Annotated in this window: 12 protein-coding genes and 1 pseudogene; 11 read left to right on the top strand and 2 right to left on the bottom strand. The window is 62.3% G+C overall.

Annotation, left to right across the window (positions count from 1 at the left end; translation table 11 throughout):
- Window positions 1-48 precede the first annotated feature (48 nt).
- Entirely contained in the window at window positions 49-1,158 is a 1,110-nt protein-coding gene (locus tag NKH36_RS00895; RefSeq protein WP_352959709.1) for a fatty acid desaturase family protein, read from the bottom strand.
- Window positions 1,159-1,318: 160 nt separating this feature from the next.
- Between NKH36_RS00895 and NKH36_RS00890 the strand changes: the two genes are divergently transcribed.
- The 9 genes and pseudogenes from NKH36_RS00890 to NKH36_RS00850 all read left to right on the top strand — a co-directional run bounded on the left by NKH36_RS00890 (window position 1,319) and on the right by NKH36_RS00850 (window position 10,114).
- Window positions 1,319-2,350: a LacI family DNA-binding transcriptional regulator gene (locus NKH36_RS00890; RefSeq protein WP_352959707.1), complete on the top strand. Its 1,032-nt coding sequence runs from the start codon at window positions 1,319-1,321 to the stop codon at window positions 2,348-2,350.
- Window positions 2,351-2,728: 378 nt separating this feature from the next.
- Entirely contained in the window at window positions 2,729-3,670 is a 942-nt protein-coding gene (locus NKH36_RS00885) for a sugar ABC transporter substrate-binding protein (RefSeq protein WP_352959705.1), read from the top strand.
- A 256-nt stretch (window positions 3,671-3,926) separates the two neighbouring features.
- Window positions 3,927-5,003 (top strand): ABC transporter permease, encoded by a 1,077-nt coding sequence (locus NKH36_RS00880; protein WP_065011676.1) that lies wholly within the window; start codon window positions 3,927-3,929, stop codon window positions 5,001-5,003.
- Between the two features lie 2 nt (window positions 5,004-5,005).
- Window positions 5,006-5,773 (top strand): ATP-binding cassette domain-containing protein, encoded by a 768-nt coding sequence (locus tag NKH36_RS00875; RefSeq protein WP_352959703.1) that lies wholly within the window; start codon window positions 5,006-5,008, stop codon window positions 5,771-5,773.
- 128 nt (window positions 5,774-5,901) lie between these two features.
- On the top strand, window positions 5,902-6,903 hold the full coding sequence (gene iolG / locus NKH36_RS00870; RefSeq protein ID WP_352959701.1) for an inositol 2-dehydrogenase: 1,002 nt from the start codon (window positions 5,902-5,904) through the stop codon (window positions 6,901-6,903).
- 23 nt (window positions 6,904-6,926) lie between these two features.
- On the top strand, window positions 6,927-7,721 hold the full coding sequence (locus NKH36_RS00865) for an SDR family oxidoreductase (RefSeq protein ID WP_352959699.1): 795 nt from the start codon (window positions 6,927-6,929) through the stop codon (window positions 7,719-7,721).
- A gap of 152 nt (window positions 7,722-7,873) precedes the next feature.
- Window positions 7,874-8,140, top strand: coding sequence for a type II toxin-antitoxin system Phd/YefM family antitoxin (locus NKH36_RS00860; RefSeq protein WP_352959698.1), 267 nt, complete (start codon window positions 7,874-7,876; stop codon window positions 8,138-8,140).
- A pseudogene (locus tag NKH36_RS00855) lies at window positions 8,137-8,544 on the top strand (type II toxin-antitoxin system VapC family toxin). The gene NKH36_RS00860 and the pseudogene NKH36_RS00855 overlap by 4 nt, the downstream one beginning before the upstream one ends.
- A 478-nt stretch (window positions 8,545-9,022) precedes the next feature.
- The gene (locus NKH36_RS00850; RefSeq protein WP_352959696.1) at window positions 9,023-10,114 is read left to right on the top strand and encodes a 3-deoxy-7-phosphoheptulonate synthase; all 1,092 of its coding nucleotides are present in this window, start codon (window positions 9,023-9,025) and stop codon (window positions 10,112-10,114) included.
- Between the two features lie 213 nt (window positions 10,115-10,327).
- Here the strand turns inward: NKH36_RS00850 and NKH36_RS00845 are convergent, their stop codons facing one another.
- On the bottom strand, window positions 10,328-11,437 hold the full coding sequence (locus NKH36_RS00845) for a Gfo/Idh/MocA family protein (RefSeq protein WP_352959694.1): 1,110 nt from the start codon (window positions 11,435-11,437) through the stop codon (window positions 10,328-10,330).
- A 154-nt stretch (window positions 11,438-11,591) separates the two neighbouring features.
- Between NKH36_RS00845 and NKH36_RS00840 the strand changes: the two genes are divergently transcribed.
- Both NKH36_RS00840 and NKH36_RS00835 read left to right on the top strand, forming a co-directional pair.
- The gene (locus tag NKH36_RS00840) at window positions 11,592-12,437 is read left to right on the top strand and encodes a MurR/RpiR family transcriptional regulator (protein WP_165848405.1); all 846 of its coding nucleotides are present in this window, start codon (window positions 11,592-11,594) and stop codon (window positions 12,435-12,437) included.
- A 142-nt stretch (window positions 12,438-12,579) separates the two neighbouring features.
- Window positions 12,580-14,514 carry a bifunctional 5-dehydro-2-deoxygluconokinase/5-dehydro-2-deoxyphosphogluconate aldolase gene (locus tag NKH36_RS00835; RefSeq protein WP_352959692.1) on the top strand — a complete coding sequence of 645 codons (1,935 nt, stop codon included), beginning with the start codon at window positions 12,580-12,582 and terminating at the stop codon, window positions 14,512-14,514.
- Window positions 14,515-14,540: the final 26 nt, after the last annotated feature.

Below are 14,540 nucleotides of genomic sequence, written 5' to 3'. Positions count from 1 at the left end.
ATTTTGCTTGGTCAACTTGCCCGGCATGTTGCCTGGCATGGGCGCATATCATTCCGCTGCTGCCGCGACAGCATCGTTGTCGTTGTGGAATTCCTCGCGATAGGGCTTGGCGGTCGGCGGCAGCGCGCGCTTGAGGAAATAGTCCTCATTGCGCAGCTGGCGCAGGAAGGCAGGGATCATCTCGCGATAGCCCGCCAGGATCGACGGCGTCGGCGCCGGCAGATCGTGCTTGATCAGCTCATGCAGCCTCGGCAGCGCGTGATAAGGCACCATCGGGAACATGTGGTGCTCGACATGGTAGTTCATGTTCCAGTAGATGAAGCGGCTGATCGGGTTCATGTAGACCGTCCGGCTGTTGAGGCGATGGTCGATGACATTTTCGGCGAGGCCCCCATGCTGCAGCAGGCCGGTCATGACGTGATGCCAGGCGCCGTAAAGCCTGGGCAGCCCGACCAGCATCAAGGGCAGGAACGAGCCGCTATAAAGTGCCAGCGCGATGGTCGCTGCATAGATCGCGGTCCAGATGCGGGCAATGCGGATCGCCTTTGGCTGCTCCTGCTCGGGAATGAAGGTCTTTTCCGCCCGGCTAATGATACCGGCCGCATTGCGCACCATGTCGCTCATGGCATGCCAGGCATCGACAATGCCGAAGAAATTGAGCGCGACGCGCAACAGGTCCGGTGAGCGCATCACCGCGATCTCCGGATCGCGGCCGACGATGATCGTATCGGTATGGTGCCGCGTATGGCTCCAGCGCCAGGTCACCGGATTGCGCATGATCATGAAGCAGGCGATCTGATAGATCGCATCATTCATCCACTGCGTCCTGAATGCGGTGCCGTGACCGCATTCGTGCCAGCGTGAATCGGTGGAAGAGCCGTAGAGGACGCCATAGACGAAGAAGAACGGCACGCACCACCACGTGGCCCAGAACCAGGCACCGCCCGCTCCGCTCAGGATCAGGGCGCCGAGCCAGATGATGGTGTCGCGGATCGCCGGCCCATCGGAGCGCTGCATCAGCTCCTTCATCCGCTTGCGGGGCACGTCGGTATGATACCACTCGGCCGCCGCCAGACCGGTTTCGACGGCGAGCTTTGCGTCGCGGCCGAGCAGGCTGTAGTCACGCCGGGACGGCATTGCGGATAGTGTCGCTTCCATTAAGGCTGCCTCCGTCGGCATCCGTCAGAACGGCTGCCCCTGCCACAGGTGCTTATGTCGTAAAATAACGCCAAGCCATGATAGACTCAATATCATGAAGATAGTTTCTATCATTTCCCATCAGAATGATGTAGACTGCTTGGCAAGCGAAGAGACAGCCATGGCAAAACGGCCGACCATCACCGATCTGGCGCGCGCCTCCGGCGTCAGCGTCGCCACCGTCGACCGGGTGCTGAACAGTCGCCTGCCGGTGCGCGAGGAAACCGCACGCCGTGTCTATGAAGCCGCGACCGATATCGGCTATCACGCCGCCGGACTGATCAAGCAGCGAATGCGCCAGGAACTGCCGGAATACCGGCTCGGCTTTCTGCTGCTGAGGGGCAATGATGTTTTCTACAGCGATTTCGCGCGGGAGCTCGAACTGGCGGTGTCGCAATCGCAGCGCTTCCGCGGCGTCGCAACCATCGACTTCGCCAGTTCGCTGGCGCCCGACGAGATCGCTGCCCAGATGCGCAAGCTGGCGGCGAAATCCAGGGCCGTCGCCCTTGTCGGTCCGGACCATCCGACGCTGACGGCAGCCGTCGAGACCTTGAAGGCAAGGGGGCAACCCGTCTTCTCGCTGCTATCCGACTTTGCCGCCGGAATCCGCGAAGGCTATGTCGGCCTCGACAACCGCAAGGTCGGCCGCACCGCGGCGTGGATGATCGCCAAGGCGGCGAGGAAACCCGGCAAGGTCGCCCTTTTTGTCGGCAGCCATCGCTTCCATGGCCATGAGCTACGCGAGATCGGCTTCAGATCATTCTTCCGCGAGCATGCGCCGGAATTCACGGTGCTGGAGACGCTGGTCAATCTGGAGGCCAACCAGGTGACCCATGATGCGATGATCGATCTTCTGGCGCGGTACCCGGATCTTGTCGGCTGCTACGTCGCCGGCGGCGGCATGGAAGGCGCGGTTTCCGCGCTACGGGCGGCCAGGCCGGCAAACATGCCGGTGGTCGTCTGCAACGAGATCAACGCCGTATCGCGCGCGGCGCTCGCCGACAACATCCTGACCATGGTGATTTCGACGCCGCTGGCAGCACTATGTCGCGAGCTTGTCGGGCTGATGGCGCACGCCATCGAGGCAGGCGCTGCCAATGCGCCGGGCCAGACTTTCCTGCCCTTCGATATCTATCTACCGGAAAACATCTAGCTTCGGGCAAAACGTCTGGGCTCAGACAATTCATCCAGGTTCAGATCGGGGCACCACGATGCGTCGGCAATGATGTGAACCATCAGCCTGATGGATTCTCGCAGAAGATTTGCCGACCCTCAGCCACGTTATCCGAAAATCCGTCATCTGATTTCGGAATCTCCTTGACGCCCGCACGCGGAATGGAATAAATATTTCACCGGATAGGTATTTTGGTTCTTTCGTTCCGGAACATCTGTTTCAAGCAGAGAGCATGGCGTTCCAGTCGACGCGGACTCCATCGGGAACGGAGTCACAATCGGGAGAGATTCCCTGGGAGATCGGGGATTCCGGGTAGATCGGTGCAGCCGGACACCAATTCTGTGGAGGAGAGATAAAATGAAGAAACTGATTTTGGGCGCCGCATTCTTGGCGTTGATGAGCTCGTCCGCCCTCGCTGCCAAGATCGGCGTGTCGATGGCGCTGTTCGACGACAATTTTCTCACCGTGCTGCGCAACGGCATGATCGAGCAGGCCAAGGGTATGGAGGGCGTGGAGCTGCAGGTCGAGGACGCGCAGAACGACGTCGCCAAGCAGCTCGACCAGATCAAGAACTTCGTCGCCTCGGGCGTCGACGCGATCATCGTCAATCCGGTCGACACCTCGGCTACCCAGGCAATGTCGGACGCCGCGGCTGCGGCCAATGTTCCGCTGGTCTATGTCAACCGCGAGCCGGTCAATGTCAACACGCTGCCGGACAACCAGGCCTTCGTCGCTTCGAACGAGGTTGAGTCAGGCACTCTCGAGACCCAGGAAGTCTGCCGCCTGTTCAAGGAAGCCGGCAAGACCGAGGCCAATGTCTACGTGATCATGGGCGAGCTGTCGAACCAGGCCGCGGTGCAGCGCACCAAGGACATTGACGATGTGATCGCCACTCCGGAATGCAGCTTCATCAAGATCATCGACAAGCAGACGTCGAACTGGAAACGCGAGGAAGCGCAGAACCTGATGACCAACTGGCTGTCGACCGGCAAGCCGTTCGACGGCGTGATCGCCAACAATGACGAAAGCGCCATCGGTGCGATCCAGGCCATGAAGGCTGCCAACATCGACATGAAGTCGGTTGTCGTCGGCGGCGTGGACGCCACCCAGGACGCGCTTGCCGCGATGCAGGCGGGTGATCTCGACGTGACCGTGTTCCAGGATGCGGCCGGCCAGGGTGCCGGGGCGCTGGACGCGGCGCTCAAGCTTTCCAAGGGCGAGGCGGTTGAACAGAAGGTCTACATTCCCTTCCAGCTGGTCACGCCGGCAAACATCGACAAGTTCCTGCAGAAGAACTGAGGCAGAGTACCGTTTTTTCGATAGGGAGCGGCGCGTCGGAGCATCGGACCGCTTGAGAAGCCGGTGCTCGAAGAACAAAAAAGCGCCGCTCCTCTTCCCCTCATCGCCGTGGACAGACGGCGGGAGGGCGACTGCGATTAGAGCGACGTGCGTCCATTTGGACGCACAAAGTACGCTCTAAAACTTTGAGGCTACGCATCGTGCTTTCCGAAAATCGATTCCGATTTTCGGGCCGATGCGGTCGGAGGAAGCAGATTTGGCACAGACAACCCATGGCGTCGGCGGACTGAGCTATGATGCGAAGAAGCGCACATGGCCTGCCGAATTCAACGTTTTCCTGGCGCTCATCATTCTCGTCGGCGCCTTCGAGCTGATAGGCCGCGTCTTTCTTGGCGACAGCTTCCTGTTCAACACCCGCGCCAACGTCGATACGATCTTCAACGAGGCGCGCCTGCAGATCATCATCCTGCAGGTGTCGATCGTCGGCATCATCGCCATCGGCGTGACGCAGGTGATCATTTCCGGCGGCATCGACCTTTCCTCTGGTTCGGTCGTCGGCGCCACGGCGATGATCGCCATGAGCTTCGCCCAGGTGGCGACGGTCAACGGGAACCCCAATCCCAAAGCGATGTTCATCGAGCAGGGCTGGACCGACCTCCCGGTGATCGTGCCGGTGCTCGTCGCGATCGGCTGCGGCCTGCTGGCGGGCCTGATCAACGGCACGCTGGTCGCCTACACCCGCATTCCGCCGTTCATCGCCACGCTCGGCATGATGGTCACCGCGCGCGGCGTCGCCAAATGGTGGTCCAAGGGGCAGCCGATCTCGTTTCCCACCGAAAGTTTCGCCGCCATCGGCAAGGGGCTGATGCCGGTCATCATCTTCATATCGCTGGCGATTTTGTTCCAGCTGATCCTGTCATACACCAGGTATGGGAAGCACTGTTATGCCATCGGCTCCAACGAGGACGCCGCCCGCATGTCCGGCATAAATGTCCAGAACCACAAGATCCTCGTCTTCGTCATTGCCGGGATCCTCGCCTCGTTGGCCGCCGTGGTGCTGAGCTCCAAGAACCTCACCGCTCAGGCCGGCATGGGCGTGATGTACGAACTGGACGCGATCGCCATGGCGGTCATCGGCGGCGTCTCGCTGTCGGGCGGCCGCGGCTCGATCATCGGAACGGTGATCGGTGCGCTGATCTTCGGCGTCATCATCTCCGGCTTCACCTTCCTGCGCCTCGATGCCTACTACCAGGAGATGGTCAAGGGCGTGATCATCATCGGCGCAGTCGTTCTCGACCAGTGGCGCCAGCGCCTGCGGGCAATGAGGGCTTGATCATGTCAGACATCGTCCTGAAGACCGAAAACCTGACCAAATACTATGGCGGCGTGCATGCGCTGGAAAGCGCGAACTTCGAACTGCGCAAGGGCGAGCATGTCGCCATCATGGGTGACAACGGCGCCGGCAAGTCGACCTTCGTGCGCCAGATCACCGCCGTCGAGCAGCGCACCAGCGGCAAGGTCTGGTTTGACGGCAAGGAAGTGAACTTCGCCGGCCCGATCGCGGCGCGCGAGGCGGGCATCGAAACGGTGTTCCAGAACCTGGCGCTCGCCGACGATCTCGACGTGCCGTCGAACCTGTTTCTCGGCCGCGAAAAGGTGCTTTTCAACCTCGGGCCTTTCTCGATCCTCGATCGCAAGTTCATGCGTAAGGCGACCGAGGCAGCGTTGATCCGCACGGCGGTCAAGATTCCCAACCTTTCCAACACCATCCGCCACATGTCGGGCGGCCAGCGCCAGTGCGTGGCGATCGCCAGAACCGCTACCTTTGCGTCCAAGCTCATCATCATGGATGAGCCGACGGCAGCACTTGGTGTGCAGGAGACGATGCAGGTCGAAAACATCATCCGCACGCTGAAAGCCAATGGCGAGCCGCTGATCCTGATCAGTCACAACATGCGCCAGGTGTTCGATCTGTGCGACCGCATCGTCGTGTTCCGGCGCGGCCGCATCGTCGCCAATCTGCGCAAGCAGGACACCGACGGCAACGACGTCGTCTCATACATCACCGGCGCCAAGACCGGGGAGGCCGAACTTGCGGCCTAAGGCGGATGCCGGCGCGGGTCATCGACCCGTCGCCGATCTGCCGCGATAAGAAAATCTACTGCGCCTCGCGCTGAACGGTGCAGGAAAGACGCACTTCTATTTTCGAACAATCCTCAAAGGAAATTCCCATGCCTCTCCGCTTCGCTCTTCTCGGTGCCGGCCGCATCGGCAAGGTCCACGCCCGCGCCGTGGGGTCCAATCCGCAGGCCAAATTGGTCGCCGTGGCGGACGCCTTTGAGAAGGCGGCGACGGATCTGGCGTCGGCCTATGGTGCGGAAGTTCGCACCATCGAGGCCATCGAAAAAGCCGGGGATATCGATGCGGTCATCATCTGCACGCCGACCGACACCCATGCCGATCTGATTGAGCGGTTCGCCAAGGCCGGCAAGGCGATCTTCTGCGAGAAGCCTATCGACCTCGACGCCGGCAGAGTGGAAGAATGCCTGGCCGTGGTCGACAAGACCGGCGCCACATTGATGGTCGGCTTCAACCGCCGCTTCGATCCGCATTTCGCCGCCGTGCGCAAAGCGATCGACGACGGCGCCATCGGCACCGTCGAGATGGTGACCATCACGTCGCGCGATCCCGGCCCGCCGCCGCTCGACTATATCGGCCGCTCGGGCGGCATCTTCCGCGACATGACCATTCATGATTTCGACATGGCGCGCTTCCTGCTCGGCGAAGAGCCGGTGGCGGTCAGCGCGCATGCCTCGGTGCTGGTCGACAGACAAATCGGCGAGGCCGGCGATTTCGACAGCGTCAGCGTCATTCTCGAAACCGCCTCCGGCAAGCAGTGCATCATCTCCAATTCGCGGCGGGCCACTTACGGCTACGACCAGCGCATTGAGGTGCATGGCTCGAAAGGCATGGTTGCGGCCGAGAACCAGCGGCCGGTGTCGATCGAACTGGCCAATGAGAAGGGCTATACGCGCCCGCCGCTGCACGACTTCTTCATGACCCGCTACCTCGACGCCTATGCCAACGAGATCGCCGCCTTCATCGCGGCGGCGACGTCAGGAAAGAAGGCTGCGCCGAGCGGCAAGGACGGGCTCGTCGCGCTGAGGCTGGCGGACGCGGCGCTGAAGTCGGCCAGGGAAGGCAAGACCGTCCGCCTCGACCAGACAGTCTAATTATCAAGCACAGGAGCAAGGCGATGAACGGTTCCGCCGGTCGCAATTCCGAAACACGCGCCATCGTCACCGGCGGCGCGCAAGGCATCGGCTTCGCCGTCGCCGAGGCGCTGGCCGATGAGGGCTGCCGCGCCCTGGCGCTGGTCGGCCGTTCCAGGGAGAAAGGCGACAAGGCGGTCGCCGAACTTGGGAAAAACGGCGTCGACGTCATCTTCATCAGCGCCGACGTCTCAGTGGTGGCCGACTGCAAGCGGGTCGTCGAAACGGCGATCGCTCATTTCGGCACCCTCAACGCGCTGGTCAACGCCGCCGCCACCTCGGCCCGCGGTTCACTGGTCGAGACCTCCGAGGAAACATTCGACCAGATCTTCCAGACCAATGTGCGCGGCCCTTTCTTCCTGATGCAGGGTGTGGTGGCACACCTGCTCGACCGCAAAGCGCCTGGCTCGATCGTCAACGTTCTGTCGATGTCGGCGCATTGCGGCCAGTCGTTCCTGACGCCCTATTCGTCGAGCAAGGGCGCGCTGATGACGCTGACCAAGAATGTCGCCAATGCCTACCGCAGCAATCGCATCCGCTGCAACGCCGTGCTGCCCGGCTGGATGGATACCGAGGGCGAGGCGATCGTACAGAAGAAATGGCACGACGCGCCGGACGACTGGCTGGAAAAGGCCGAGGCCGCGCAACCGATGGGCCAATTGGTGAAGCCGGACCAGCTTGCCCGACTGATCAGCTATATGGTCAGCCCGCAATCAGGCGTCATGACCGGATCGCTGGTCGACTACGACCAGAACGTCGCCGGATCGTCGCCGGAGTAGGATCAGCCGAGTAGCCTCACGTCCGGAAGCAGCTCGGCCATGCGTCGGCCGAGATGTACCCTGGCTCTGAAAAAAACCCCTCTCCTTCCCTGTTGCCGCCGTATTGCCATTCCCAAATAGTCAAGATGGTCAGAATGGTCACGGAGGTCGAAATGCTGGCTGCGCCCAAAGGGGATACCAATTGGACGGTCGCTGGGGCAAAAGCCCGGCTCTCGGAGGTTATCGAGCGCGCGCAGTCTTCGCCGCAGACGATCACCAGAAACGGCAAACCAACCGCGGTTGTCGTCTCGGCCGAGGAATGGCAGCGGAAGACCGCGCGCAAGGGTACGCTTGCGGAGTTTCTGCTGGAGTCGCCGCTGTGCGGCGCCGATCTCAACCTTGAGCGTCAGCGCGACGAACCGCGTGATCCGCCGCTGTGAGGCTACTGCTCGACACGAATGTCCTGTCCGAGGTGACAAGGCCGGCGCCGGACGCACGCGTTCTGGACTGGCTGGACGAGCTTGATGAGGATCGCTCATTCATTAGCGTCGTGTCGATCGCCAAGATCCGACGCGGCGTCTCATGGATGAGGGCCGGAAACGCGAGGTACTGGCCGAATGGCTCGCTCAAGACCTGCCGCAGCGCTTCGAACAGAGGGTTCTTCCGGTGGACGAACTGGTTGCCTTGGCCTGGGGCGACCTGATGGGCCTAGCGAAGCGCCGCGGTCGCGGTCTGTCGTCGATGGACGGCCACTGCGATTGCGCAGGAGCTCACCTTGGCAACGCGTAATACGAACGATTTCGAAGGCTTTGGAATTGAACTCTTCAATCCCTGGACTGCATGAACCGCTCGGCGCAGCATGTTGGGCGTTGAAGGCGACCGATGTGCCCTCGTCATCACTTCGTCATCCACGGGCGGAGCAAGGAGCGTAGCGACGCAGCGCAGACCCGAGGATCCACGCCGTGACTTCAACGCGTTGCCGCGGTGCAGAACTCTGCTCCGCTGCTCTCCTTGGCCAAGGTAACGGGCGACGGAGCTTCGCTCCTGCTTCGCCCTAGGATGACGAAGTTCGGGGGCTTCAGCCAATCGCGAATGGGCTGGAGTAGACCTCCTCCCAATCAGGCACGTGACAATCGCCACGGCTTCGACTATATGAGCTCCATGATCAACCTGACCGCCACGTATTGGTACTTTAGCAGCTCGCTGGCGGCGGGAGGATTGCGCTCGATCTGAAGATTGCAGCAACAACATCCGAACAGCCGCCAGACCTGGCGGCTTTTTTTGTTTCAGCCGGCAGGTCTCCCAACCAGGAGCAGAAAGCCGTGTTGACCACCACAGATGATCTTCGGGTCAAGAAAATCCGAGAACTGAGTACGCCGGAACAGGTGATGCGGGAGATACCGCGCACGCTGACGGCGACGCGAACCGTTGCCGCGTCACGCAACGCCATCCACGCCGTGCTGACCGGCGCCGATGACCGGCTGGTCGTTGTCGTCGGCCCCTGTTCGATCCACGACCCGGCCGCCGCCGTAGACTACGCCAGCCGTCTGGCGGGGCTGCGCGAGAGCCTGTCGGACCGCCTGGAGATCGTGATGCGCGTATATTTCGAGAAGCCGCGCACGACGGTCGGCTGGAAGGGCCTGATCAACGATCCCGACCTAGACGGCAGCTTCAACATCGACAAAGGACTGAGGCTGGCCCGCAACGTGCTCTCCGCCGTCAACAATCTCGGCCTTCCGGCAGCGACCGAATTCCTCGACATGGCGACCCCGCAATACATTGCCGACCTCGTCGCCTGGGGCGCGATCGGCGCGCGCACGACAGAGAGCCAGATCCATCGCGAACTTGCATCCGGCCTGTCCTGCCCGGTCGGCTTCAAGAATGGCACCGACGGCAGCCTGCGGATCGCCGCCGAAGCGGTGAAATCCGCCGCCCAGCCGCATCATTTCATGGCGGTGACAAAGGGCGGGCGCAGCGCCATCGCCACGACCACCGGCAACGAGGACTGCCACGTCATCCTGCGCGGCGGCATTCAGCCCAACTACGACGCGACGAGCATCACCGCCGCCTGCGCGGAACTCGCCCGGGCCGGCGGCGCACCTCGCCTGATGATCGATGTCAGCCATGCCAACAGCAACAAGAAGCCGGAGAACCAACCGATGGTGGCGGCTGATGTGGCGGGCCAGGTCGCGGCGGGCGACGAGCGCATCATCGGCGTCATGATCGAGAGCAACCTCGTCGCCGGCCGGCAGGACGTCACGCCCGGCAAGCCGCTGGTCTATGGCCAGAGCATCACCGATGGCTGCATCGACTGGGCAACCACCGAGACGGTGCTGCACGGCCTTGCCGACGCCGTCAAGCGGCGCCGGTTGGCGCGACGCGCCATGGTCGCCAGCCGTCCGGGCGCCGCCTGAAGCTTTCCCCTTCTCCCCTTGTTGTGGGAGAAGGTGGATCGGCGCGTAGCGCCGAGCCGGATGAGGGTTGTTGGAAGGAGTGCTGCGTTAAAATATTGAATGATTTTAAGTGCTATAAACTCGAAGGTAGCGATCCGTCCAACACCCTCATCCGACCGAGCTTCGCTCGGCTCCCCTTCTCCCACAAGGGGAGAAGGGGAGCCAACGGCGGCGCTACCTAACATCCACCCAGCGCTGTTCCTCGAACGAACGCGCCATGGCGTGCACCGTGCGCTCGATCTCAAGTCCTTCGTCGAAATCGATGATCCGCGCCGGCTTACCGGCAAGCCGCGTCAAAAGCTCCCGGCATTCGATGATCTTGAGGTCGTTGAAGCCGAGGCCGTGGCCGGGCGCCGGCAGGAAGGCGTCGTAGGGCTTGTGGTGCGGCGCCACCAGGATGGTTCGGTAGCCCTGCTCGGTCGGGCGGTCGGCGGTAAGGTAGAGCTGGAACTCGTTCATTCGCTCCTGGTCGTACAGGATCGAGCCCTTCGAACCGAAGATCTGGATGGCGATGCGGCCCTTGCGGCCCCAGGCCGAACGGTTGACCAGCAAGGTGCCGGCAATGCCGTTTTCGAGGTGCATCAGCACGCTGGCGATGTCGTAGGTCTCGACCGCGCGGCGCCCGCCCGACGCGACGCGGCGATCGGCATAGGGTTTTGCCATATCGCACATGACGCAGGCGACGCGGCCGAACAGCACGGCGACCAGCGACAGCGGATGCACGGCGAAATCGTCGAGCGCGCCGTAACCGGACGCTGCCTCGTGCTTCCAGAAGAACAGCGCCTCCGGGTCGGCCATGAAGTCCTCATCCATCTCGATGCGCAGATGATTGACCTCGCCGATGATCTTCTCGTCAAGCAGCGCACGGATATGGCGGATCGCGGGATTCTGAATATAGTTGTAGCCCAGAGCCGCCACCTTGCCGGACTTTTGCGCCGCCGCCGCCATGGCTTGCGCCTCCGCAAAGCTCGGCGCCATCGGCTTTTCGCACCACAGATGCTTGCCGGCTTCGAGGATGGCGATGGCCATCTCCGGGTGGAACTGGTTGGGCGTGGTCAGCGAGACGACATCGACTTCCGGGTCGTTGACGACGGCGCGCCAGTCGCCGGAAGCCTTGGCGAAGCCGAATTCGGTCGCCCGGCGCTTGGCAAGCTCCTCGTCGACCTCGCCGAGATGGACCAGCCTTGGCTTGGCCACGTCGGGAAAGACGGTGCCGACCGCGTTCCAGGCGATGGCGTGACACTTGCCCATGAAGCCTGTGCCGATAAGACCGACTCCGACCATTTCCCTTGTCTCCGTCGCCAGAAAGTTTGTGTGGATGAATTAGTCCATTTTATCCAGAAATGGAACGCATGCCTCATTTTTTATAGCCTTCTTGCACAGGCTCGCTATGATGGGGCACACACGGCATCGACTGATGGGCCTAGGCGGAGCGACGATGGACGAACGGGTGCCCCGCGATTTCGAGACGCTGCGTACGACGATCCTGGAACGGCGCCATAGCCTGCCCAAGCGCATCGCGCAGATCGCTGCCTATGCGCTCGACAATCCCGACGACATTGCCTTCGGCACCGCCGCCAGCATTGCCGCCTCCGCCGGCGTCCAGCCTTCGACCTTGATCCGCTTCGCCCAGCAGCTCGGCTTCGACGGCTTCACCAGCCTGCAGCTGGTGTTCCGCGAGCGCCTGCGTGAGCGCAATTCGTCCTATGACGAAAGGCTGGCGGCATTGCGCGCCAAGGCCGAGGAAGGCGCCGGTCACCGGGCGATTTTCGACGGCTTCGTCGCCGCGGCCAGCACCTCGCTCAACGATATTTCAGGGAGGTTGAACGAAGACCATTTCGAAGATGCGATCGCCCTGCTGGCGAAGGCGGAGACGATCTATGTGCTGGCCAAGCGCCGTTCGTATCCGGTCGCCTCCTACATCGCCTATGCGCTGGGCAAGCTCAAGATCCGCAACCAGCTGATCGAATCGGCCGCCGGCCTCAACGCCGAGATGATCAGCTTTGCCTCGCCCAGGGATGCCGTCATCGCCATCAGTTTCTCACCCTATGCCCCGGCGGCCATCGAGGAGGCGCGCGTCATTTCCGAGCAAGGCGTTCCGATCGTGGCGATCACAGACAGTTCCTTTTCGCCGCTCGCCCAGTTCGCCAAGGTCTGGTTCGAGGTCGCCGAGGCCGATTTCGCCGGCTTCCGCTCGCTGTCGGCGACGATGGCGCTGGCCATGGCGCTGACCGTCGCGGTTGGCGAGAAGCGCCGCGATGCCGGCCGCAAGCGCAAGGCCTAGATAGGCCCGACGCACGGCACTTTTCGGCAAAGGAACGCTCGTTCCATATTGACTATGGATTGGAATTATTATTTCATATTGCTGGCGCCACGCTGCCGCTCGCGCGTGTTACCCAAGACAACAAGGATGATGGGAGGTTCGAATGGGCGAAGCCGTGGACGCGAAACATGCGCCGCTCGACGTCATCACCATTGGCCGCGCCTCCGTCGATCTCTATGGCCAGCAGATCGGCTCGCGCCTGGAGGACATCACCTCCTTTGCCAAGTCGGTCGGCGGCTGTCCGGCCAACATTTCGGTCGGCACAGCTAGACTCGGCCTGCGCTCGGCGCTGCTCACCCGCGTCGGCGACGAGCAGATGGGCCGTTTCATCCGCGAGCAGCTGACGCGCGAGGGCGTTTCCGTGACCGGCCTCAGGACCGACCCGGACCGGCTGACCGCGCTGGTGCTGCTGTCGGTCGAGGACGAAGGCGTCTCGCCGATGATCTTCTATCGCTCCGACTGCGCCGACATGGCGCTTTCGGAAGACGATATCGATGAAGCGTTCATCGCTTCGGCGCGCGCGATCGTCGTCACCGGAACGCATTTTTCGCGACCCAACAGCGATGCCGCGCAGCGCAAGGCGATCCGCACTATTAAGGCCAAGGGCGGCAAGGTGGTGTTCGACATCGACTACCGCCCCAATCTCTGGGGTCTCGCCGGCCATGCCGAAGGATTCGAGCGCTATGTGAAATCCGACCGGGTCTCGGCGCAGCTGAAATCGGTGCTGCCTGATTGCGACCTGATCGTCGGCACTGAAGAAGAGATCATGATCGCCTCCGGCACTGACGATTGCCTGAGCGCGTTGAAGACGATCCGCTCGCTGTCCAAGGCCACCATCGTCTTGAAGCGCGGCGCCATGGGCTGCATCGTCTATGACGGGCCGATCAGCGATGATCTCGAAGACGGCATCGTCGGCAAGGGCTTTCCGATCGAGGTCTACAATGTGCTCGGCGCCGGCGATGCCTTCATGTCGGGCTTCCTGCGCGGCTGGCTCGGCGAGGAAGGCCTTGAGACGGCGGCGACCTGGGCCAATGCCTGCGGCGCCTTCGCCGTGTCGCGGCTGCTCTGCGCGCCGGAATACCCGACCTTCGAGGAATTGCAGTTCTTCCTGAAACACGGCAGCAAGCATCTGGCCTTGCGCAAGGACGAGGCTATCAACCATATCCATTGGGCGACGACGCGCCGGCGCGATATTCCCTCGTTGATGGCGCTGGCCTGCGACCACCGTATCCAGCTCGACGATGTCGCCGCGAAAGCCGGCGCCGATCCGTCGCGCATCCATGATTTCAAGGTGCTGACGGTCAAGGCGGCGGCAAAGGTTGCTGCTGGTCGCGCCGGTTACGGCATGCTGCTCGACGAAAAATACGGCCGCGAGGCGATGTTCGAATTCGCCCGCCATTCCTTCGCCTGGCTTGGCCGGCCAGTCGAACTGCCCGGATCTCGCCCGCTTCGTTTCGAATTCTCGCAGGACATCGGCTCGCAATTGATCGAGTGGCCGGTCGACCATTGCATCAAATGCCTGTGCTTTTATCACCCCGACGACCGGGAGGCGCTGAAGACCGAGCAGCAGCAGAAGCTCAAAAGCCTGTTCGAGGCCGCGCGGAAAGTGGGGAGAGAACTTCTCATCGAGATCATCGCCGGCAAGCACGGCGAGCTCGACGACACGACGATCCCGCGCGCGCTCGAGGAGCTCTATGCGCTTGATATCAAGCCCGACTGGTGGAAGCTCGAACCGCAGGCTTCAGCCGGCGCCTGGGCAAAGATCGAGGCGGTGATCCTGAAGAACGATCCGTGGTGCCGCGGCATTGTGCTGCTCGGCCTGGAAGCGCCGCAGGACGAGCTGGAAGCGGCCTTCGCCGCCACCGCCAAGGCGCCCATCGTCAAGGGCTTCGCCGTCGGCCGCACCATCTTCATCAACGCAGCCGAACAATGGCTTGCGGGCAAGATGTCGGACGAGGAGGCGGTGGCCGACATGGCGTCGCGCTTCGAGAGGCTGACCGAGGCATGGCTTGCCGCGCGCGGCCGCAAGGCAGCATAAGAAGGCGCGGCATAAGGACTGCGGAG

It is taken from the genome of Mesorhizobium sp. M1312, from assembly GCF_040318115.1.
Taxonomy (GTDB): Bacteria; Pseudomonadota; Alphaproteobacteria; order Rhizobiales; family Rhizobiaceae; genus Mesorhizobium.
This window is presented reverse-complemented; position numbering and strand designations above follow the sequence as displayed.

Bases quoted from the DNA above. Each gene is read 5' to 3' on its own strand.
- NKH36_RS00885 (WP_352959705.1), top strand. From the start codon at position 2,729: ATGAAGAAACTGATTTTGGGCGCCGCATTCTTGGCGTTGATGAGCTCG.
- NKH36_RS00875 (WP_352959703.1), top strand. From the start codon at position 5,006: ATGTCAGACATCGTCCTGAAGACCGAAAACCTGACCAAATACTATGGC.
- NKH36_RS00890 (WP_352959707.1), top strand. From the start codon at position 1,319: ATGGCAAAACGGCCGACCATCACCGATCTGGCGCGCGCCTCCGGCGTC.
- NKH36_RS00840 (WP_165848405.1), top strand. From the start codon at position 11,592: ATGGACGAACGGGTGCCCCGCGATTTCGAGACGCTGCGTACGACGATC.
- NKH36_RS00835 (WP_352959692.1), top strand. From the start codon at position 12,580: ATGGGCGAAGCCGTGGACGCGAAACATGCGCCGCTCGACGTCATCACC.
- NKH36_RS00860 (WP_352959698.1), top strand. From the start codon at position 7,874: ATGCTGGCTGCGCCCAAAGGGGATACCAATTGGACGGTCGCTGGGGCA.
- NKH36_RS00845 (WP_352959694.1), bottom strand. From the start codon at position 11,437: ATGGTCGGAGTCGGTCTTATCGGCACAGGCTTCATGGGCAAGTGTCAC.
- NKH36_RS00895 (WP_352959709.1), bottom strand. From the start codon at position 1,158: ATGGAAGCGACACTATCCGCAATGCCGTCCCGGCGTGACTACAGCCTG.
- iolG (WP_352959701.1), top strand. From the start codon at position 5,902: ATGCCTCTCCGCTTCGCTCTTCTCGGTGCCGGCCGCATCGGCAAGGTC.
- NKH36_RS00865 (WP_352959699.1), top strand. From the start codon at position 6,927: ATGAACGGTTCCGCCGGTCGCAATTCCGAAACACGCGCCATCGTCACC.